This window comes from Paraburkholderia sp. SIMBA_030, assembly GCF_046535245.1.
Taxonomy (GTDB): domain Bacteria; phylum Pseudomonadota; class Gammaproteobacteria; order Burkholderiales; family Burkholderiaceae; genus Paraburkholderia.
Map to the genome: position 1 here is coordinate 229671 of NZ_JAWRXB010000013.1, position 20166 is coordinate 249836.

The 20166-nt window shown below is 60.4% G+C and carries 18 protein-coding genes; 5 read left to right on the plus strand and 13 right to left on the minus strand.

Annotated features, from left to right (window positions below; genetic code table 11):
* Positions 1–22: 22 nt before the first annotated feature.
* From SB772_RS23315 to SB772_RS23330, 4 genes are all read right to left on the minus strand, one after another.
* Entirely contained in the window at positions 23–1207 is a 1185-nt protein-coding gene (locus tag SB772_RS23315) for a chromate transporter (RefSeq protein ID WP_410835558.1), read from the minus strand.
* The gene (locus tag SB772_RS23320; protein WP_410835559.1) at positions 1204–2184 is read right to left on the minus strand and encodes a chromate resistance protein ChrB domain-containing protein; all 981 of its coding nucleotides are present in this window, start codon (positions 2182–2184) and stop codon (positions 1204–1206) included. Before SB772_RS23320 ends, SB772_RS23315 begins: the two co-directional genes overlap by 4 nt.
* Before the next feature lie 428 nt (positions 2185–2612).
* Positions 2613–4052, minus strand: coding sequence for a sialidase family protein (locus SB772_RS23325; protein WP_410835560.1), 1440 nt, complete (start codon positions 4050–4052; stop codon positions 2613–2615).
* Positions 4053–4572: 520 nt separating this feature from the next.
* Complete coding sequence (locus tag SB772_RS23330; protein WP_410835561.1) at positions 4573–5760, minus strand: TIGR03118 family protein; 1188 nt, start codon at positions 5758–5760, stop codon at positions 4573–4575.
* 573 nt (positions 5761–6333) lie between these two features.
* On the opposite strand from SB772_RS23330, the gene SB772_RS23335 reads away from it, so the two are divergent.
* Both SB772_RS23335 and SB772_RS23340 read left to right on the plus strand, forming a co-directional pair.
* On the plus strand, positions 6334–6750 hold the full coding sequence (locus SB772_RS23335) for a hypothetical protein (RefSeq protein ID WP_410835562.1): 417 nt from the start codon (positions 6334–6336) through the stop codon (positions 6748–6750).
* A 290-nt stretch (positions 6751–7040) separates the two neighbouring features.
* Positions 7041–7493 (plus strand): hypothetical protein, encoded by a 453-nt coding sequence (locus SB772_RS23340; protein ID WP_410835563.1) that lies wholly within the window; start codon positions 7041–7043, stop codon positions 7491–7493.
* A gap of 223 nt (positions 7494–7716) precedes the next feature.
* Here the strand turns inward: SB772_RS23340 and SB772_RS23345 are convergent, their stop codons facing one another.
* Both SB772_RS23345 and SB772_RS23350 read right to left on the minus strand, forming a co-directional pair.
* Positions 7717–8100: a hypothetical protein gene (locus SB772_RS23345; RefSeq protein ID WP_410835564.1), complete on the minus strand. Its 384-nt coding sequence runs from the start codon at positions 8098–8100 to the stop codon at positions 7717–7719.
* A 129-nt stretch (positions 8101–8229) separates the two neighbouring features.
* On the minus strand, positions 8230–9687 hold the full coding sequence (locus SB772_RS23350; protein WP_410835565.1) for an NCS1 family nucleobase:cation symporter-1: 1458 nt from the start codon (positions 9685–9687) through the stop codon (positions 8230–8232).
* 971 nt (positions 9688–10658) lie between these two features.
* On the opposite strand from SB772_RS23350, the gene SB772_RS23355 reads away from it, so the two are divergent.
* Together SB772_RS23355 and SB772_RS23360 are read left to right on the plus strand one after the other, a co-directional pair.
* The gene (locus SB772_RS23355) at positions 10659–11801 is read left to right on the plus strand and encodes a porin (RefSeq protein WP_410835566.1); all 1143 of its coding nucleotides are present in this window, start codon (positions 10659–10661) and stop codon (positions 11799–11801) included.
* A gap of 313 nt (positions 11802–12114) precedes the next feature.
* Positions 12115–12468, plus strand: coding sequence for a transposase (locus SB772_RS23360; RefSeq protein WP_410835567.1), 354 nt, complete (start codon positions 12115–12117; stop codon positions 12466–12468).
* 81 nt (positions 12469–12549) lie between these two features.
* Here SB772_RS23360 and SB772_RS23365 read toward each other — a convergent pair whose 3' ends face one another.
* On the minus strand, positions 12550–14109 hold the full coding sequence (locus SB772_RS23365) for a methyl-accepting chemotaxis protein (RefSeq protein ID WP_410835568.1): 1560 nt from the start codon (positions 14107–14109) through the stop codon (positions 12550–12552).
* Between the two features lie 182 nt (positions 14110–14291).
* A complete protein-coding gene (locus SB772_RS23370) occupies positions 14292–15038 on the minus strand; it encodes a Crp/Fnr family transcriptional regulator (RefSeq protein WP_410835569.1) in 747 nt (248 codons plus the stop codon).
* A 225-nt stretch (positions 15039–15263) separates the two neighbouring features.
* On the opposite strand from SB772_RS23370, the gene SB772_RS23375 reads away from it, so the two are divergent.
* Positions 15264–16895, plus strand: a complete 1632-nt coding sequence (locus SB772_RS23375) for an acyl-CoA synthetase (protein ID WP_410835570.1) — start codon at positions 15264–15266, stop codon at positions 16893–16895.
* 64 nt (positions 16896–16959) lie between these two features.
* Here SB772_RS23375 and SB772_RS23380 read toward each other — a convergent pair whose 3' ends face one another.
* The 5 genes from SB772_RS23380 to pcaH form a co-directional block, all read right to left on the minus strand.
* The gene (locus SB772_RS23380; protein ID WP_410835571.1) at positions 16960–17184 is read right to left on the minus strand and encodes a hypothetical protein; all 225 of its coding nucleotides are present in this window, start codon (positions 17182–17184) and stop codon (positions 16960–16962) included.
* A gap of 280 nt (positions 17185–17464) precedes the next feature.
* The gene (locus SB772_RS23385; protein ID WP_012428559.1) at positions 17465–17668 is read right to left on the minus strand and encodes a cold-shock protein; all 204 of its coding nucleotides are present in this window, start codon (positions 17666–17668) and stop codon (positions 17465–17467) included.
* 297 nt (positions 17669–17965) lie between these two features.
* Complete coding sequence (locus SB772_RS23390) at positions 17966–18601, minus strand: LysE family translocator (protein ID WP_410835572.1); 636 nt, start codon at positions 18599–18601, stop codon at positions 17966–17968.
* Between the two features lie 187 nt (positions 18602–18788).
* Positions 18789–19376: a protocatechuate 3,4-dioxygenase subunit alpha gene (pcaG, locus tag SB772_RS23395; RefSeq protein ID WP_410835573.1), complete on the minus strand. Its 588-nt coding sequence runs from the start codon at positions 19374–19376 to the stop codon at positions 18789–18791.
* Between the two features lie 3 nt (positions 19377–19379).
* Positions 19380–20084, minus strand: a complete 705-nt coding sequence (gene pcaH, locus SB772_RS23400) for a protocatechuate 3,4-dioxygenase subunit beta (protein WP_410835574.1) — start codon at positions 20082–20084, stop codon at positions 19380–19382.
* Positions 20085–20166 lie beyond the last annotated feature (82 nt).

A 20166-nucleotide genomic window follows, 5' to 3' on the forward strand; every position in this document is an offset into this window, starting at 1 on the left:
TAGAATGCGCGCACGCATGCCGTTAGATGGCGTGCGAATTGATGAGCGGATAGACAGCAAGACCAAACAGGGCAGCCGCAACGACGATCACCGGCTCCTGCAGCTTCTTGAAGCGCCAGAGCAACACGACCGTCACCAGGGCAAGCACGACGGTCGGCCAGTCGACGATGGAGCGCCTCGCGATAACAATGACTGAGCCCGTGATTGCGCCCACGGCCGCGGCAGTAATGCCATCAACGAACGCCTTGACGGCAGGTAACCTGCCGTATTTCTTGAAGTACGGCGCCGGCAGCACGGTGAACAGGTAACACGGCAGGAAGGTCCCAAGCGCGGCGACACAGGCGCCCGGGAATCCCGCGACCAGGTAACCGATGAAGCCGACCGTGATGACGACCGGTCCCGGCGTGATCATCGCGACGGCCACCGCATCGACGAACTGCTTGTCGTTAAGCCAGTGGTGTTCGGTCACGACGCCGCCGTAGAGGAACGGCACGATCGCGAGTCCCGAGCCGAACACGAACGCGCCGGCCTTGGCGAAGAAAACGCCGACCTGGCCGAGCAGCGGCAAGTCGAGACCACTGAGGACGCCGCTCACACCCGGCGCCTGCGTCACGGCAAGCGCATTCAATCCGCCCTTGCCAAGCCATTTCGGCGGAGCCCGCCAGAACCAGTTGAGCAGGCCACCCGCGATAAACAGCCATGCGATTTCGGACTCGGTGACAACGGTGACGACCGCGAGCGTCAGGAATATCGCCCACAGCAGTCTGTCCTTGCCGATGGTCTTCCTGGTCAGTTTGTACGCGCTCATCGCAATGATTCCGACCACCGCGGCGCCCACGCCGTAGAAGACTGCCTGCATCCAGGAGAGGCCGCCATACTGGGCGTAGGCCCAGCCGAGCGCCACAACCATCAGGAACGAAGGCAGGACAAAAGCGATACCGGCCACCGTTGCACCGACGACGCGGTAATGTACGTAGCCGAGGTAAATGCCGAGTTGTGCGGCGAGAGGACCCGGCATCATTTGAGCCAGCGCCAACCCCTCCTTGTAGTCCTGTTCGCTGATCCAGCCGCGGCGCTCGACGAGGTCGCGGTGCATGTAGCCGACCAGCGCCACCGGGCCGCCAAAACCGAAGGTGCCGAGCCGCAGCATGTAAAGGATCATCTGGCCTAGCTTGTAGCCCGGCGCGGCACCCGTCGCGGTGGTCATGACCGGCCCCCTGTGTTGCTGTTTTTTGTGCTCGCCGTAAAGTGTGCGTAGATTGAATCCAGCACGCGTCCCATCTCATCGAGCAGTTGATCGTCGTCCAACGCGCGTTGCCGCGCGCCGGCCATCACCGCTTCGAAGCCGATCGCCTCGGGCACCGGTGCGCCGCCGACATCGAGTGCGTGCACCATTTCACCGAGCCGAAGCAGCGCCGCGTCGTCATCGAGACCGAAGCTCGCGACCAGCACCTCGAACGTCACGCGCTCGCCCACGTGCGTAAAGGCGGCGCCGTCGAAGTCGAAGCCGAGTGCATCCGATGGGCAGGCCTCCGGCGAAGCCAGCCAGAGGAAGTGCGCCGTCGGGTCGATGAAGCGGCGGATCAGCCATGCGCTCGCGACGCGATCGACCCATAGCCGTTGCCGGGTTGCCCACGTGCGGGCCCGATACTCGTCGCGCCGCAGGGGCCGGACGGCCCGCTCGGCCGCATGCGGCTCACCCGGCGACAGGACGGTATCGGCGAGCGCCAGAAAATCTTCCCAGGCAACCTCCCCGGCGGTCGACGCGGCACCCGGAAAGTAGTCGATCGTCCGGATCGCGTCGTAGTCCTTGCGCAGGCGGCGCAACAGCCGGATGACTTCAGCCGGTGGCAGGCCTCCCAGCGTTTTGCGCGCGGCGCCCAGCGATGCGACGAAGGTCGCATAGTCGTCGTTGCGATCGAATAGTGCGCGGAAGTCCGCTTCCTGCGACGCGTCGAGGCTTTGCGCGCGCAGCAGATGCGCGGTGCCGCCGGCTTCGTCGATGCTGCCTGCGAGTTCGCGCAGCATGTCTTCACGCTCGGCGGTGTGGGGCAGCAGGTAGATGCCATCTCGCAGGACTGCGCACCCCTTCGCTTTCAGTGCCCGCCACGCCCGCATGCGCGCGGTCGCGTTCTCAGTAGGAAAAGTCAGGACCAGTACGGCCCAGGTGGTGAAGGTATTCATGTAAAGTAAGCTACGTCGATGTAGCGTAATTTACAACTTATTTTTGCATTATCTTCCGCCGCGAGCCGATTGCGCGTCGGCTGATTGAAGCGGTGAGGGATGCCTCAGGCTGACATCTCACTGCCATCAGCTCACATGCGAGTTGGCTTCCACGGCGATTAATTGTTTGGGAAACCGGCTTGTCGTGCCATGTCATCCGTGCTCGGCAGCCGTTGGCACGCAGTCACCAGATAGGGGAGCGGTAGCGCGATCTTCAACGCGGCTTTCGCTGGCGAGAGGTTGTGATGAAGGGGGGCGATTTGCAGGTACCATCTGGCACGTACGGTCACACCGTAGTACCGATTGGGCAGGCCGGTGTTTCACCGAGGCCGGACGCGCGAGCCTCATTCCGGGGCGGTCCGGTCCTCACTCAGCTACGACTGAACGAACTACGGTGCAGCGAATACGTCGGTGCGATTAGCTGTATTGCCCGAGTTCGTTTGTACAAAGAACGGCACAAACGCCGTTCCCCGGGCGTCGAGCCCCTGATAGTCACCCACGAAGAAACCCTCCGCGTTCGGGGCTGTTCTCATGTCAAACGGACCGGCAACCTGCACTTCGCCGCTAAAGCTTTGTCCGCCGTTGGTCGACGTGGTGCGCCAGATGTTGGTCGGCAACGTCGTCACGTTCCCAGCCTGAAGGTCGCGAAGATCGTAGTAGGTGACGGCCACCGTGCCGGCGGAGTTGACCCGAATGGACGGATTGAAAGCCGCCCGCCCGGTCGACTTGTTTACGCGAATCGGTGTGCTCCACGTTTTGCCGCCGTCGGTAGACGTAGACAGCGCGATCTCATCGAATTGGCCGCCGTTGAAGCGTGAATCTTGCCAGACAACGTAGAGCTGGCCGGTCGCCGGGTCAATGGCCGGCTCGGGGATGATATCGCCGGTACGCAAAGGCTCGTTCGTATTGGGATCCGTGACGCCAACGGTTCTCAGGTCGCCGATGATCTGCGGCTTCGTCCAGGTAGCGCCATCGTCCGTTGACTTGATGAACGCGACCTTGTTGGCCGTCACGCTGAAGGGTGGCGTGATCAGGTTGAAGAAATCGTAGAGTGTCCCATTCTGCGAGTTGACCACAATTTGGTTGCCGATGGTCTGTTGTCGCGATGGGACTTTGACGATCATCGCAGGTGAGCTCCAGGTTTTCCCGCCATCGATAGTCTTCGAGAAGAATGTTGGCCCCCGGAAAGCCATTGTGTGCAGATTGGCGTACGGATTGCCATTCGGCGACTCGAGCCGGTCCCATACCGCATATGCGACACCGGCCCTGAACGGGTTGGCTGTCACCGACTCCTTGTCGTTGAAGAACTGCGTCGATGGCTCGTTATTGGCGATGAGTACGCTCAGGTTTCCCCAGGTCATGCCGCCATTCGTGGAGACCGCCGCAGCCACCGCATTGTTGTTGTTGGACTGGTTAAAAGAAATGGATACCGTATAGGCGGTGCCGTCTGGCCCGATGGAGACCCAGGGATCCGAAGCACGTTCGTACCCGAGTCCGTCGGCGCACGCGCTAAATGGCAGGTTCGTCTGGTTCCACGTCTGGCCGCCATTGAAAGAGTAGCCGGCGACCAGACCATGGGCGCCACCATTGGACCAGCGATCCTGCTGCCACACCCCGATCAGGTTTGCGGGGTTGGCGGGATTGACGGCCAGCCACGGTTCGACCTCGGCGTTCACATAGTTCGTGCCAGGTCCACCGATTGTGCAACCGGCAAACGGACTGGGGGTACTGGAAACGAGAACAGGAGCAGCCCAAGTCGTTGCACTCGCAGCCAACGCTAAAGACAGTGTTGTCCCTAGCCGAAGTACATTAGATGTGTTGCGACGCATGAAAAACCTCTCTTTTCATTTGCGGTCTGCAACAGGCGCAACAGTAGCTACCGAGGCACATGCGCTACCGGTCCGGCTGCTGCCCACCAGCGGTGATCACCGCCACCGCGTCGGTTACGGCTCTACCACAACGTTCGGATCCGCCGCCCTGGTCGTCACGAGATAACACCCGGACCCTCGGCCGGGCAGACACCAGACGACAATCATCAGCGGAATGAAATGGACTTTAGGTCGCGGTGGCCAACGTAGCAAGAATCTTTTGTGACTGCGCGACGTCTTTGCCTGCAGCTCGCCAACATTATTCGTGCCTTCTGCCGGCAAGACGGCCCCTGAGAGAAACGGGCAACGATTTTAGTCCTTAGAGGCCCGATTCGAGATGAGACGATGACGGTCATCGCGGGGTTGGCGAGGAGAATGCGCATCTTGGCAAACGCGCGGATATCTGAGGCAGTACACCGGCAACAACGAAGCTGTCGGTGTCGACTGCGAACATGCGGCTGGCCACGCGCGCGACTGCCGGCTATTGCCTGTGTTGAGCGGCCGCTCGCGTCTTGGAGACGCTCAATGGAGCGATGGTACCGAACAGTCCATTGGTCTCTTTGTTAGGACCTGCCGAGAAGTACAGCGTGTCTGAACTCGAATTGCGGCCGCCACCGAGAGTCAGAGTCCACAGGCCGTCTATAGCCAGTGGATTGCCGTACGCATCCTCCAGCTGATCGACGAACGTGCCATCATTGTTAAAGACATTGATTCGGCCATCGCCGAAGTTGCCAATCAGGATCTTGCCGCTGAAGCGGCCGAATGCAAACGATGCGCGCGTGATTGCCCAGGGCGAGTTGAGCTGCCCTCGGCTGGCGAAGCGGCGCAACAGGTGGCCGTCTGTATCGAATACATCGACGAATCCATGACCGCGGCCCGCAACATCGTCTTCCTTCTGATCGTCCTGCTTGGCATACGTGACGAAAAGGTCGCCATCGATGTTCGCGATACCAAACGGCGCGTAGCCGGCCGGGAGGTCCGGGTCCGAGAAGCCGCCGTCCGTCGTCACGGGCGTGAACAGGCCATTCGCGCCGCTCGGCCCGAATACATCGATCCGGGCTGAGCGGAAGTTCGTCGCAAAGAGGAATCCGCCCTTCGCGTTCACACCGAAGACGAGCCCCTTGTAAATGGCCCCGTTCGCGGCGGATGGAGAGGAGGAGTTATCGACCGCAATCACGGCGTTGTTCGCCGGATTCAACCCGACGGCCCAAGCGGAAATCGTGCCGTCCTCAGTCGCGAAAATGAATGCGGCCGGGATATTGGTACCGGGCACGAGAAATGCCGACGAGGGATTCCACACGATTCCGGTCGGCGCCGCAGGTGCGAGTTTAGGTGGATTGTTGGGAAAGACGGGATTACAGGCGCTTTTCGGTATGACATTGCCTGGCAGCGGGATGGAGACCTGCAGCGCCACCTTTGCCCCCTCGCCGTCATACAGCGTGGAGCAGCCTGTGGCATTGTCGTTGAGCCAGAATGGACTTGCTGCCGGACTAAAGGCAATACCCCAAGCGTTCTGTAGTACCCCGTCGACCTTCGGGGCAGCGCCTGCCAGGTTGGACACGAGTGGTGTGACGACGTAAGCGTCATCGTCAGCGGCATGCGCAATTGTGAAACCGGCGGCGAGGACGATCACGGCCGCCGCTTTGAGACATCCAGAGACCTGAGACATGACTTCCCTCCGTAGTCTGACTGGTGAGAAATTGCTCTGCGAGTTGGCACCTGAGGAAACTAAACGACCGCGGTATTCCAAATATTCCCGCTGGACTAAAAAAAATTCCACTTACCACCCGGTCGTATGGCGCGACATGGTCGATTGCAAGGTGGCACGTTGGTGAACCGATTAGCCGCTCGAATCGTTTGTGTCTGCCAGCACTGCGCGCGCCAGAAAGCGGCTTCCCACGCAACATTGGGCGGAATATTTCGAAGCCCACTCACGTTCTACCAGTGAGGTTCGCCTGCACTGGCGGGCACGGGGCCTTCATCCGCGATGAATTCACGCGCGCAATGCGTGCAAGCCTGCTTGCACCGTTGCGTGAAGGCGAAGCTATGTGCGCCGCGAAAAGTGGTCTCGAGCGGCCACGACGATGACGAGGGTTCCTAACCATGCATATTGGCGAACGTGTCTGCTGACGCGCGACAGTCATCGAGAGAACAGTTGATCCGCGAGCCTTCGGGGCCGGCGAACCCGGCACCGTGGTTCGGCGCGTCTTGCGGCAACACGACCCTTTCGAGGAGAAACATCATGATTAGCAGAAACCATACTGCGGTCGTGCTGGCGGCGGTTGCGCTCGGCGTTGCGCCGCTGAGCGGTCATGCGGACGAGACGATCCATGTCAGGCTCACGGACGACACGATTCAACTCGATCCCGGCACAGCGAAGGCCGGGCGCGTCGTGTTCGAAGTGAACAACGCAGCGAACGGCAATACCGAACATGAGTTCGTGGTGCTGAGGACAGACATGGACGACGCGCATCTGCCCGTCCAGAAAGGCCAGGTTACGGAAAGCCGGTTCAGGAAAATGGGCGAGGTGGAGGACTTGGCGCAGGGTTCGACCAAGCGCCTGTCATTGAAGCTTGCGCCAGGACGCTACGTGCTGATTTGCAACCGGCCGGGGCACTATGAGATGGGCATGCACACATCGTTCGTCGTTGCGCGCTGAGGCGAGATGGGGATGACCCGTTTGAGCAGATTGGAGGAAGCTCGCATCTGCTTACTGCTCCATCTGAACAGGACCGTCGACAACGGGCATGTCCTCCCAGTCGGATATGGAGAATGCACTCCCGGTCGAGGAGCCGGCCGAACTCGATGCTGATTTTCCGCGCGACGAAAATGTCATCGAGCGCGCAAGTGCGTGTAAATTCGGATCCAGTGGTTTCCGACCCGCCACTGCGTCTTCGAATCGGTCGTCATCGCAGTCGGTTCTACAGTCTTACAGGAGCCGGTATGAACATGAAGCACAGCAAAAAAGGACATCTTGAGGCCGCGGCGTCACATCACGAGCAGGCAGCGCGATACCACCGCGAGGCGTCGCGGCATTTCGAGGCCGGTCAAGACTATGACCACGCCGCACACCAGGCGATGATGGCCCATGGCCACGCGTTGCACGCGATCGATCAGGCGCACGACGCTGGTGCACACAGCGCCGGTACGCCGCCGATAACGCCTGCATCGACCGGCTCTGGCGCAATCAGCGAAAACGCGGCAAAACATCACGCAACGGCAGCGGAGCTTCACGAGCAAGCGGCGCAGCATATGCGCCACGCCGTCAAGCTCTTCGATCAGGACCGTAGCGCAGTCGCCCACGACGCGCAGCTAGCGCTCTCGCTTGCACTGCGTGCTTTGTCCCATGGCAACGAAGCAGCCAGGCTATTTGTCAAGCTCGCTCCCGTCGAAGATTCGTGAGTGGTGTTGTATGAATTCAAACCAGTGATGTCGTGTCTGGCAGAGTGTCTCGGCGTGGAGCGGTTCCATTGATGTCGCTTATCGAGCGTACCGAAAGCTGAACCGATATCTTCACGGCACCGGCGCCGTACAGCACCAGGTTGTCGTGCCGATCTACGGTCGCGGGCCGGCCGTCACGATCCGCGCACGGTGCGCACGGCTGAATCCCGCGTTCCACTCGAGACTATGCCTTCTGGTCCAGCCAGTCTGCCGCAATGGACTTTGCATGCGCGACGGCCTCGTGCGCGTTAAGGAACACACCGAGCTGTTCCCAATGTTCTTCGACCGCGTAAGTCCCCTTCATACCGAGTGCCCTTTGTACGCGCAATTGCGCTGCGTACCTGCCGTCCTCCAATGGTTGGGCAGTTGCAATCACTTTGTGCGGGAGATCAGATCTCTCCGGCTGAATCAACTCAATAGGACCGCCCGGCACGCCGATATCGTTCAACGCGTTCCTCACTTTGCAGTCTGGACAATAGAAGCACCACCCCTCGTTCTCGCGAATGGATCTGACCTGCCCGCGGGCCAGCACAGCGCGGCATTCAACGTTTTCGCAGATGAACGGCATAGCAGTCTCCGGAGTTGTTTGCGAGAAATCCTAGCATGACCGCAGACTGCCAACCATTGGCATTGTTGCCGTGTCTGTTCCACGCGCTAGAGGCCGGGAGTCACCCCTGCCCGCTCTCCAGGAAAACGCTCAAGCGCGGGTCGGCGCGATCGCGATACGCGGCCGCAGCGTCGCCATGATCAGGTACATGCCGCCGCCGATCACCACGCCGAAGAACCACCCATAGGTATTCCACCAGACCGGCAGCAAGTTGGTGAAGTTGGGCAGGAAGGTCGAAAACACGCTGCCGACCGCCGCCGCGGCCAGTGCGTTGACGTTCCAGCCGCCTTCGTAGCGGTACTCGCCGTGCTCCTGGTAGAGCGCCGCGACGTTGACGTTGCCCTTGGCCACCAGATAGTAGTCCACCAGGATGATCCCCAGCAGCGGGCCCATCGTGGCGCCGATGGCGTTGACGAAGTGCGCGGCGTTGCCTTCCCACGGCGCGAACGGGTAGAGCACCAGCGCGATGGCCGCGGCGATGTAGCCGCCCCTCTTGAAGCTGATCAGCTTGGGGAACACGTTGGAGATGTCGAACGCCGCCGAGACGAAATTGGCCACCACGTTGATGCCCAGCGTGGCGACTGCGAAGGTCAGCGCTGCGATGAGTGCCAGCACCCAGCTGTCGAACTTGGCCGAGATCTGCTCGGGGTGGAGCAGCACTTCGCCGTATACCTTGAAAGCGGCGATGGTGGTAACGCCGGCGACCAGCGAGAACGCGATCAGGTTGACCGGGAGGCCCCACAGATTTCCTTTCTTCACTGCACCGCGGTTTTTCGCGTAGCGCGAGAAGTCGCAAAAGTTCAGGTACAGCGCCGCGAAGTAGGTGATCCAGGTCGCGCCCACTGCCATCAGCGCCCAGAACGAGCCTGGCTCGCCGCTGACGCCGGCGTCGCCGGTCTTCTCGAGCAGCACGTTCATCGGAATGCCATGGTCGAACGAGAAGCCGCCTGCCTTGACGCATAGGCCGATCGCCAGGATCAGCATTGCGACCCACACCGCCGGACCGGCCCAGTCCTGGAATTTGCGCACCGTTTCCATGCCCTTCTGGATGATGAGCAACTGCAGCGCCCAGATGATCGCGTAGCAGATCACCTCCAGCCCCGAGTGACCGAGGACGTGCGTGCCCTTGTAGAACGCCATCAGGCTGTCGCTGCGGATCAGCAGCGCGACCATCGCGCCCGAAGCCGCTGCGGTCTGCGCGCCGTACCAGAAACAGGCCACCACGGCGCGCACCAGCGCCGCCAGGTTGGCGCCCCACACGCCGAAGGAGGCGCGCGCCAGCACCGGATAAGGCACGCCGGTCTTCTCGCCGGCGTAGCCGATCAGGTTCATCAGCGCGAAGATCACCAGCGAGCCGAGCCCGATCGCCAGCAGGAAGTTGGTGAAGCTGCCGCACAGCAGGAACAGGCTGGCGGCGAGGTAGTAGCCCCAGAGGCTGTGCACGTCCGAGGTCCAGACGTTGAAGATGCTGAAGGCACCCCAGTTGCGCACCCTGGCGGGCGCGAGATCTTCGTTGTATAGGCCGGGGGAAGGATCGCGAATTTCCATCTGTCATCTCCTTTGAGTTCGTGGAACTGAGGAAACACCGCCAGACTGAAGGCGAACTCGACCTCGACCGGTTACAAGCATCCACAACGGCGGCCCACCGGAAAGTAGGGAAACTCCGTGTAAAAAAGCTGACGGCTGCACCGTTAATCAGATACGGAAGGCTGTTCGATGTATGCCATCCGCTTTCAGCGCGGGTTTCTTGTCACGCGGCGGCCGGCGCCGCAATTCATCCCCGGGCAATACCCGTGCTGAAGGCTTCATTTCTTCGGCGGCATCCGTTTTGAAGCGCTAGCGCTTTGAGTGCATGGCCGCCAGCCCGACTACATTCGACCGCCGACCGCCGCACGGCAGTCTTTTCATTAGCGTGTGGCTGCACAAAGGCCATGCGGCGGCGGCCACATGGAGGGCGAGTCGGGATTCAATCCGGTTTGTTAATCGCAGTCTGTTAATCGATTGAACAGCGTATAACCGTTATGCTGAATAATCCGCGCAAAATCAACGACTCGATTGTTCGATTTAAGTTCCCGGGTTTTGAAATAAATTTACTCCGTGCAGCATTCCCCTTGTGCATTTGCCTGATTTTCAGGCAATCAGATGCCGCTCATTTTTTGATCCTTCAGGCCCGATTACGTCAGGCATATTAAACCGCTGTTGCATACGCGCAACTTTCATTATTGAGAGGTTGCAAATTTCATTTGTCCGTAGCGAGTACGCTGCATGTCTAATTTTGCGATAAGTGTCGGAAAAACAAAGACTTGATCGCCGTGCCGGTCGGATTGTTGCGGATTCTGAAAGATCCTGTTGCGTAAATTGCGCACGTCGCTATTAGGGTGTCCCCCTACACTCTCGCTTCGTTTCAAGGGTGCCCGGCTGATCCGAAGCGGTTCAGCGAACAGGGCGGCAACGCGATGCATGCGTTGCCGAGGCAGGTCTCGCTCCCCGCGTAAATTTATCGAACTGGAGTCCCACGCATGAAAAAAAGTCTCATCGTCGTTGCGGTTGCCGCATCGTTCGCTTCCGTCGCTCACGCACAAAGCAGCGTGACGCTGTATGGTCTGCTGGATGCCGGCCTGACGTACACCAGCAATGTGAACCACAACGCAAAGTGGGCAGCAGGTAGCGGCGGCATCAACCAAAGCATGTTCGGTCTGCGCGGTTCGGAAGATCTGGGCGGCGGTCTGAAGGCAATCTTCACGTTGGAAAGCGGCTTCAACATCAACAACGGCAAGTTCGCTAACAACAACGGCATGTTCAACCGTCAAGCGTTCGTCGGTCTGTCGAGCGCGCAATTCGGTACGGTCACGCTGGGTCGTCAATACGACGCGGCGCAAGACTATCTGGCACCGCTGACCGCGACCGGCAGCTGGGGTGGTACGTACTTCGCTCACCCGTTCAACAACGACAACCTGAGCACGAACGGCGGCTTCGCGGTCAACAACTCGATCAAGTACTCGAGCGCTAACTACGCCGGCTTCACGTTCGGCGGCACGTACGGCTTCTCGAACCAGGCTGGCGCATTCGCAAACAACCGCGAATACAGCGTTGGTGCTGCATACCAGTGGCAAGGTCTGCGTTTGGGCGCTGCTTACGCACAGCAGAACAACCCGGGTGCAACGAACGCAGCAGGCACGGCAAGCAACGGCGGTGCGTCGGACGGCGCGATCATGGGCTTCACCGGCAACTTCCGCCAGCGTGAATTCGGCGCAGCAGGTTCGTACTCGTTCGGCCCGGCTACCGTCGGTCTGGCATGGACGCAATCGCGTATCGACAACGTCGCTGGCGCACAACAATCGCTGCGCGCTAACAACTACGAAGTCAATGGCAAGTACAACGTGACCCCGGCTCTGGGCCTGGGCGTTGCTTACACGTTCACTGACGGCAAGGGCTACGGCGTCGGCGCGAACGGTGGTTCGGAATCGGTGCGCTACCACCAGATCGGCCTGCAGGCTGACTACTCGCTGTCGCGTCGCACGGACGTCTACGCTCAAGCCGTGTACCAGCACGCAATGGGCGACAGCGGTGTCGCTTCGATCTACAGCGGCGACGTGACGCAACTGCCGTCTTCGTCGAAGAACCAGACGGCTGCTACGGTCGGTCTGCGTCACCGCTTCTAAGCTTCAGCAGAAGCTGGTTGTTGTAGAAAAGGTGCCGTTCGCGGCACCTTTTTTTATGGATGCGGCATTTAGAGCATCCACCACGCATGCCGGATGCCGCGCGCCGGGCGCGCCGATGATAGACCACGACCTTCACAGCACCAAAAATCCTGTGACGCAGTGAATTATTGCGATCTCCGACGATTGCACTCGCACATCTGACAAGATTTAACTTTCGCGAAAGCGCGCTTGGAGTAGTCTCAATAAATTGATTTTTAGGCTATTTTCTCGCTGCAACGCTGGCACGTGTGCTGCAAATGCGCGCTCTTACTGGATGAACACTCCCGCTTCAAATCACCTCGCTGGCTCGCCGGCTACTCATGACCTGACCGACGAGCAATGGCACCGCATCGTACCGCTGCTGCCTGAAATGAAGGACCTTGGACCACGGCGCGGCCGTCCCTGCATCCATATCCGTCGCGTGGTGAACAGCGTGCTGTGGGTGCTGCATACGGGCAAGGCATGGAGCGCGATGCCCGACCGCTATCCGCCTTATCAGACTGCGCATCGCTACTATTTGCGCTGGAAAAGATCAGGTGTGCTGGCTAACATCGCCTTCGCGCAATTCGATACCGATGTATTGCTGACCCGGCCCGTGGCGCGCAAAGGCAACGCGAGCGCCGTCTGAATTCGACATCTGCATCGCAAATGAAAAGGCCGTCACCCGATGACGGCCTTCGTCGATCGACTCCGTAAGCGGGCAGCTCAATCAGGCATGCTGTTCGACCTTGAACACCGAAACTGCATGTCGCAGCCGTTCGGTCTGCTCATCGAGTGAACCGGCTGCGGCCGCCGCCTGCTCGACGAGCGCCGCATTGCGTTGCGTTACGTCGTCCATCTGGCGGATCGCGAGATTGACTTCGCCGATTCCCGAGCTCTGCTCCTTCGAGGCAGCCGAGATCTCGTTCATGATCGCCGTCACGCGGCGCACCGCGTCGACCACCTCGCCGATCGTGCTGCCCGCCTTGCCGGCCAGCGTCGAACCTTCGCCGACCTGCGCCACCGACTGATCGATCAGCACCTTGATTTCCTTGGCTGCCGTCGCGCTGCGCTGCGCGAGGTTGCGCACTTCACCCGCGACCACCGCGAAACCGCGTCCTTCTTCGCCGGCGCGCGCGGCTTCCACCGCGGCGTTCAGCGCGAGAATATTGGTCTGGAACGCGATGCCTTCGATCACGCTGATGATCTCGCCGATCTTGCGCGAGCTATCGGTGATGCCGGCCATTTTCTCGACCACGTCGTTGACGACCTGACCGCCACGCGCGGCGATATTCGATGCGTCTGTGGCCAGTTCGGACGCGGTTGCCGCATTGTCGGCATTCTGCGTGACGGTCTTGGTGAGTTCGTCCATGCTGGCGGCGGTTTCCTGCAGCGAGGCGGCCTGCTCTTCGGTGCGGCTCGACAGATCCAGGTTGCCCGCAGCGATCTCTTTCGAGGCGACCGTGATCGTCTCAGCGGACGTCTTGATCCGCGCGACGGTGGCGGCGAGTTGATTGCGCATCTCGCGCAACGAGAACAGCAGGCTCGAGTTGTCGTCGCGCCGCAGCTCGATCGCAGTGGCAAGGTCGCCGCGCGCGATCTGCATCGCGATCGCCGCGGCCGTCGACGGCTCTCCGCCGATCGAACGCGATACGCTGCGCGCCACTCGCGAGGCGACGAACGACACCATTACCCCGAGCAGCACCAGCATGGCGGCCGAGCGTTCAAGCGTGGTGTAAAACTGCGCCTGGATGTCGTCCATGTAGGCGCCGGCAATAAAGTCCCAGTTCCAGGGACCGAAGCGCTTTACGTAGCTGATCTTTTCGCTCGGCGTCGTCTCGCCGGGTTTCGGCCACCAGTAGCGTAGATAGCCGGCGCCGGCCGCCGAGCCGCCCGCCTGGGCGATGTCGTGATACAACGCGTTGCCTTTGGCGTCGCGAAAGCCGCTCATGTCCTTGCCGTTCAGCTTCGGGCTCATCGGATGATCGATCATCACCGAATCGCTGCGCACGATCGTGACGTAACCGGAGGTGCCGTAGCGCTGTGCATGGACGCGGGCAATGGCCTGCTGCCTGGCGTCGTCGACGGAGAGCTTGCCGGCATCGGCCTGCTTCGCGTAGTCCGCGACGATCGACACCGCCATGTCGGCGACGTCGGCTAGATCCGCGCGCCGGGCGTCCATTTGACCGTTACGTGCATCTAACGCGTTCACAACAGTGACGATCAGGAGCGCCGCCCAGCACAGCAGCAGCGGCACCCACAATTTCTGTTTCAGTGTCAGACGGTTCATTATCGGTTTCGACAATACGTTGAGCTCGGAATGGGGGAGGGCTGCAATCTGCGCTGCATCGTTTGCTTAACGGCTGTGGCGGCAGATTCTTTATTCCGTCGCCTGAAATTCAGGCGACATGCGAAGCGGCCGCTCTTGGGCGGCCGCTGAAAGAGGGTGTGAAGGCGCACGTGGCGCTTGCTCTAGATCTGCTCGCGGCCGAACGCGCACAGGCGTTCGAGGTCGAGCACGTCGATCTGGTTGTACGAAAGGCGCAAAATTTCCAGTTTCTCGAGGTTTTGCAGCGCCTGGTTGATCCGTTGCCGCGACACGCCGGCCAGCAGACCGACTTCTTCCTGCGAAATGGCTAACGTGCGGCCGGTATCGGGGTACAGGTCGGGATTGAACAGTTGCGCAAGCGATTGGGCGACGCGCGCATCCACATCGAGCAGTCGGCTATTCTGGATCGACGCGATGAATTCGCCCATCCGGTTGTTCAACTGCCGGATCACGAAGCCCGTAAACGGCAGGCTCGAGCCGAGCAGCGCATGAAACGTTTCCGACGGCACGAACATCACGAGCGAAGACTGAATCGTGGCCACGTCATATTTGCGCAATTCACGTTTGATCACGCTGCCTTCGCCGAACCAGCCGCCGGGCGGCACGCCGGACGGTGTGCAACTGCGTCCTGAAGCGTTGTAAATAGCGAGTTTGATGAGTCCGGAATGCACGCCGATCCAGTAATCCGACGGTTCCTGGCGGCGCGCGATCCACGCTCCGCCTTGCAGATGCTCGGCGTACGAGCTGGCGAGGACCATCGCCTGATGTTCGTCGGCCAGCGCGCGGAACCACGCGCAGGTGGCGAACAGTTGCGGCAGACCGGCGCGCGCGACCCGTTCCGGCCGGTGCGAGCGGGCGCCTGCGACGGCGGTGAGCGGAGCATCATCCATAAGCGGCTCGAGGGCGGATCCGGTTTAAGGCGGGTTGATGTGACTTATGGAGCGTTAAAGCGTGCCACTCTGTCATTTGAATGACAGACAGTTCAGCATGACAATTGCTAGGCTATTTCGTCAAACAGAATAATCGACGGCGCGACCGGCGCTTCAGCAACCATGTTGCATGGGACCCGAGTAAGCGCTAAAGCGCCAACTCGGGTCGACATAGGAGACGAGGCAATGAAACACATGTTCGAAGAAGGACTGGAGCGCCGCGAGGCCAATTATGTTCCGCTGACGCCACTCGATTTCATCGTACGCGCAGCGGAAGTCTACGGTGAGCGGCCCGCGGTCGTCCATGGGGTGATTCGCCGCAACTGGCGCGAAACCTACGAGCGTACGCGGCGGCTGGCCAGCGCATTGCAGCGCGCCGGCATCGAACGCGGCGACACGGTCGCGGCGTTGCTTCCCAACATTCCTCAGATGATCGAAGCGCACTTCGGCGTGCCGATGGCCGGGGCCGTGCTCAATACGCTGAATACGCGGCTGGACGTGTCGTCTTTGCTGTTCATGCTGCGGCATGGCGAGGCGAAGGCGTTGATCGTCGATACGGAGTACAGCGAATTTGCACATCGCGCGGCGCTGGAATTCCCTGAGTTGCGGGTGATCAGCGTGGCCGACGCAATGCCCGCCGACGCGGACAAATTCATCCGCGCGATCGATTACGAAGCGTTCCTGCAATCCGGCGACCCTGAGTTCGCATGGACGCCGCCTGCCGACGAATGGGACGCCATTGCGCTGAACTACACCTCGGGTACGACCGGCGATCCGAAGGGCGTGGTCTACCATCATCGCGGCGCCTATCTGAATGCGCTCAGCAATATCCTCGAATGGGACATGCCCAGGCATGCGGTTTATCTGTGGACCTTGCCGCTCTTTCATTGCAACGGCTGGTGTTTCGCATGGACCGTCGCAGCACGTGCGGGCGTCAACGTCTGTCTACGCAAATTCGACGCGAAGACGGTGTTCGAGCTGATACGCCACGAAGGCATTACGCACTATTGTGGCGCGCCGATCGTGCAGAGCGCGCTGGCCAATGCGCCGGCCGAGTGGCGCGAAGGCATCACACATCGCGTGTCGACGATGGTGGCGGGCGCAGCGCCGCCGCCGGCTGTGATCGCGCAGATGAAGGAGATCGGTTTCGACTTGACGCACGTATACGGGCTCACGGAAACCTATGGCCCGGCCGCGGTCTGTGCGAAACAGACTCAATGGGAAACGCTCGACGACAACGCGCGCGCCGAACTGAACGCGCGGCAAGGTGTGCGCTATCACCTCCAGTCAGCGGTGACGGTGCTCGACCCGGACACGCTCGAGCCAGTGCCGAACGACGGCGAAACGCTCGGCGAAATCATGTTCCGCGGCAACATCTGCATGAAGGGTTACCTGAAGAACGAGCGCGCTACGGAAGCGACCTTCCGCGGCGGCTGGTTCCATACCGGCGATCTGGGCGTGCGGATGCCTGACGGCTATATCCGCATCCGCGATCGCAGTAAGGACATCATCATTTCGGGTGGCGAGAACATTTCGAGCATCGAGATCGAAGACACGCTGTACCGGCACCCCGCGGTCTCGGTTGCTGCCGTGGTGGCGATGGCCGATCCGAAGTGGGGCGAGGTGCCGTGCGCCTTCATCGAACTCAAGGAAGGCGCTCAGGTGACTGCGGAGGAAATCATCGCGCACTGCCGGCTATTTCTGGCGGGATACAAGCTGCCTAAAGCAGTGCGCTTCGGCGAGTTGCCGAAGACATCGACGGGAAAAATCCAGAAGTTCGAGTTGCGCGCGCGGATCAAGTCGGAAGGAACCGAATAGACCGCGCGTGGTTTTCCAGCGCGCCCGATGGCGCGCTATGTGGTGCTTGAAGGGGGACTCGCGCTTAACCGCGCGTATCGACCCAGTGGCGTGCCCAACGTGCCGAGTGCTGCAATGCCTGTTCTTCGTTCGCGAAGTAATCGAGCGAATAGAACTGGTAGCGGCCTTCGGCACGCGCGCTGTCGGCGCGTTCGAGCAGCAGGTTGGACGAAAAGCTGCCGTCGGGCAAACGATGCGCCGAGGGTTGGACGGCATAGCCGTTGTAGTGATGAATATGGATGTTTTGCATTTTAATTTTAATGATGTTCGAGTGCGCGCACGCCGCGCGAATCTTGCACGGACGAACTGATTCAAGCCATTGCGAGCCGAATCTCAACGCAGTCGGAAAGCGAAAAAAGGGCGTTAAAGCCAGAGGGGAGAATGAGGTGCAACGAGGCGTTTGGCGCTTGGGGCTTGCTGCTGAAAACAGAAGCAGCTAGAAGCGATCGCGCCAACTGTGGGAGACAAAAGCTCCGCGAGGATGTCGCTGCAACCCGGTGTCCGTTGCCGGACACCGAGCCCTTCAAACTTTACAGCGGCTTGATGTTAGCCGCTTGCAGACCCTTCGGGCCTTGCTTCGTTTCGAAGCTCACCTTCTGATTTTCAGCCAGCGTCTTGAAGCCGTCGCCGCTGATTTCGGAGAAGTGCGCGAACAGGTCGTCGCCGCCCTTGTCCGGGGTGATGAAGCCAAAGCCTTTGCTGTCGTTGAACCACTTAACGGTACCGGTATCCATGAAGAATCCTTGAGGAAAAAATAGAAAGATGTGCTCTGCTGATGAGAGCGCGCGAAGCATCAAGGAGGGAGAGGACAACGAATACCGCTGAGGGAGCGAGCAATTGATGAACAGCAATCGAACTTCTTGAACTTCGGACGCTACAGTAACCGCCGGGCCGTGTCAGCGTCAACACTTATCTTGTAACTGTTTCACCGGGTGCACCCATATTGCATGCACGGGTTCACACGGCGATGGAGCCCTGATTGCCGGCTTGTCATGCCTGGCGTGACAAGCCGGTTGAATCGCGGCGACGTTTCAGATGCCCACTTTGTGTGCCGTCAGGATCAGGCGCAATCCGAGCGCGGCAACCGCACCCGCGGCAACGCGATCGATCCGGGCTTTCCACGTCAGGTAGATTTCACGCGGCCGTTTGCTCGAAAAGCACAATGCGACCACCGTGTACCAGCCGGCTTCGATGGCGAATATCGCGGGCGGCAGAGCGAAGTAACACCACAGCGGTGGATGTTGCGGAAGCAGGGCCGCGAATATGCTGCCGTAGTAGACGGCTGTCTTCGGATTGCTGAGTTGTGTGCTCAATCCGATCCAGAAGGATTTGCGCACATTGGCGGCGGCGGTTTGCGCGGCATCGAAGGCGAGCGGTTTGGCGGCGCCGCGCCAGATTTTCGAGGCAAGGTAGATCAGATAGAGGCCGCCTGCTGCTTTCAGTCCGATGTATAGCCACTCGACCGTGGCGAGCAACGTATACAGCCCCAGCAATGCGATGCCGCTAAAAAACACGCCGCCGATGCCCATGCCCGCAGCCGTTGCGAGGCCGTCGCCGCGGGATAGGCCGATCGCATTGCGGGCAACGATCACGAAGCTTGGTCCGGGGCTCATGGCGCCCAATAGCAGTGCGGCCAGAATGGTGGCAATAGCAGTTGATGCGGACATTTTGCGTTTCTCCTGACGGTTGGAGGCAGTGAGTCAGGGGAAAATAGCATGATCGGGACGGGTCAGGCGCACAAAAAAAGCCCGCACGAAGCGGGCTTTGAGCTTTACTCGGAGTTTCGCGATCCAGTCGCCAGACGGATCGCATGCAGTGTATGCGAAAGCAATATGAAAGTATAGAAATTACGCGTTACAGATCGAAGAAGATGGTTTCCTTGCCGCCCTGCATATGGATGTCGAAGCGGTACACGTTCGCCATATTCGGCTCGCGGCGGGCGATCAGCGTGCCGCGACGGTCCGCCGGCACGGCGGACAGTACTGGGTCGCGCTCATTGGCTTCGGCTTCGTCCTCGAAGTAGATGCGCGTGAAAGTGTGCAGCAACATGCCGCGCATCGTGACGATCACATTCAGATGCGGTGCTTCGTCCGGACTGACGCGGCCGGGCTTCACCGTCTCCACGACAAAACGCATGTGCGGATCGGTGCCCGTGCCGACCCGGGCGAAGCCGCGAAAACCGCTTGTCTCGACTTCCGCGCGCGATTCCGGATAGTGGCCTTGCGCGTCCACTTGCGACACTTCCAGCATGGCATCGCCGACCACCTTGCCGTCGCCGTCGAACACCTGGCCGACGACCGTGATGTGCTCGCCGGCCGCTTCGCGCTCGGCCAGAACCGGCGTAAACAGGCTCTTATAGCTGAAGTCGTACTGCTGCGGGCACAGACCGTAGGCGAAGTAAGGTCCAACCGTTTGCGAAGGCGTCTGCTTGAGAGTGGTCATGGCTCAGCGCTCCATCGGGGTTTCATTGCGGCCGCGCAGCACGATGTCGAAATCGTAGCCGAGCGCGTAGGCCTCTTGCGTCGTATAGAGCGAGAAGTTCGCGATCAGACGGTCGCGTGCGTGCTCGGGCGTACCCTGGAAGATCGGGTCGAACGCCAGCAGCGGGTCGCCGGGAAAGTACATCTGCGTGACAAGGCGCGAGCCGAAATGATCGCCGAACAGCGAGAAGTGAATATGGTTCGGACGCCACGCGTTCGGGTGATTGCCCCACGGATAGGCGCCCGGCTTGATCGTCAGAAAACGATAGCGGCCGTCGTTGTCGGTCAGGCAGCGGCCCGCGCCGAGAAAGTTGGGATCGAGCGGTGCATCGTGCTGATCGTTCTTGTGCACGTAACGGCCGGCGGCATTGGCCTGCCAGATCTCGACCAGCGTATTGCGCACCGGACGGCCGCCTTCGTCGAGCACGCGCCCCGTCACGATGATGCGCTCGCCAAGCGGTTCGCCGTTGCGCACGGCATTGCGCGTCAGATCGTGATCGAGCGCGCCGAGGTCTTCAGTACCGTAGACAGGCACGCGCTGGTCGCGCAGCTTTTCTTTCAGCGGAATCAGCGGACGCGTCGGGCCGCGTTTTACCGATGAACCGTAGCCGGGATAGATGTACGCCGGGTGGGACGCGAAGTCTCGCGCGGTGAGAAAGGACTCGTCCATCAGTGTGTCTCCTTCGGGAATTGTGGGATACAGCGTATGAAGCGACTTTATCTAACCTGAGAGGTTATGCAAAATGACGTTT

Bases quoted from the DNA above. Each gene is read 5' to 3' on its own strand.
- SB772_RS23315 (WP_410835558.1), bottom strand. From the start codon at position 1,207: ATGACCACCGCGACGGGTGCCGCGCCGGGCTACAAGCTAGGCCAGATG.
- SB772_RS23320 (WP_410835559.1), bottom strand. From the start codon at position 2,184: ATGAATACCTTCACCACCTGGGCCGTACTGGTCCTGACTTTTCCTACT.
- SB772_RS23325 (WP_410835560.1), bottom strand. From the start codon at position 4,052: ATGCGTCGCAACACATCTAATGTACTTCGGCTAGGGACAACACTGTCT.
- SB772_RS23330 (WP_410835561.1), bottom strand. From the start codon at position 5,760: ATGTCTCAGGTCTCTGGATGTCTCAAAGCGGCGGCCGTGATCGTCCTC.
- SB772_RS23335 (WP_410835562.1), top strand. From the start codon at position 6,334: ATGATTAGCAGAAACCATACTGCGGTCGTGCTGGCGGCGGTTGCGCTC.
- SB772_RS23340 (WP_410835563.1), top strand. From the start codon at position 7,041: ATGAAGCACAGCAAAAAAGGACATCTTGAGGCCGCGGCGTCACATCAC.
- SB772_RS23345 (WP_410835564.1), bottom strand. From the start codon at position 8,100: ATGCCGTTCATCTGCGAAAACGTTGAATGCCGCGCTGTGCTGGCCCGC.
- SB772_RS23350 (WP_410835565.1), bottom strand. From the start codon at position 9,687: ATGGAAATTCGCGATCCTTCCCCCGGCCTATACAACGAAGATCTCGCG.
- SB772_RS23355 (WP_410835566.1), top strand. From the start codon at position 10,659: ATGAAAAAAAGTCTCATCGTCGTTGCGGTTGCCGCATCGTTCGCTTCC.
- SB772_RS23360 (WP_410835567.1), top strand. From the start codon at position 12,115: ATGAACACTCCCGCTTCAAATCACCTCGCTGGCTCGCCGGCTACTCAT.
- SB772_RS23365 (WP_410835568.1), bottom strand. From the start codon at position 14,109: ATGAACCGTCTGACACTGAAACAGAAATTGTGGGTGCCGCTGCTGCTG.
- SB772_RS23370 (WP_410835569.1), bottom strand. From the start codon at position 15,038: ATGGATGATGCTCCGCTCACCGCCGTCGCAGGCGCCCGCTCGCACCGG.
- SB772_RS23375 (WP_410835570.1), top strand. From the start codon at position 15,264: ATGAAACACATGTTCGAAGAAGGACTGGAGCGCCGCGAGGCCAATTAT.
- SB772_RS23380 (WP_410835571.1), bottom strand. From the start codon at position 17,184: ATGCAAAACATCCATATTCATCACTACAACGGCTATGCCGTCCAACCC.
- SB772_RS23385 (WP_012428559.1), bottom strand. From the start codon at position 17,668: ATGGATACCGGTACCGTTAAGTGGTTCAACGACAGCAAAGGCTTTGGC.
- SB772_RS23390 (WP_410835572.1), bottom strand. From the start codon at position 18,601: ATGTCCGCATCAACTGCTATTGCCACCATTCTGGCCGCACTGCTATTG.
- pcaG (WP_410835573.1), bottom strand. From the start codon at position 19,376: ATGACCACTCTCAAGCAGACGCCTTCGCAAACGGTTGGACCTTACTTC.
- pcaH (WP_410835574.1), bottom strand. From the start codon at position 20,084: ATGGACGAGTCCTTTCTCACCGCGCGAGACTTCGCGTCCCACCCGGCG.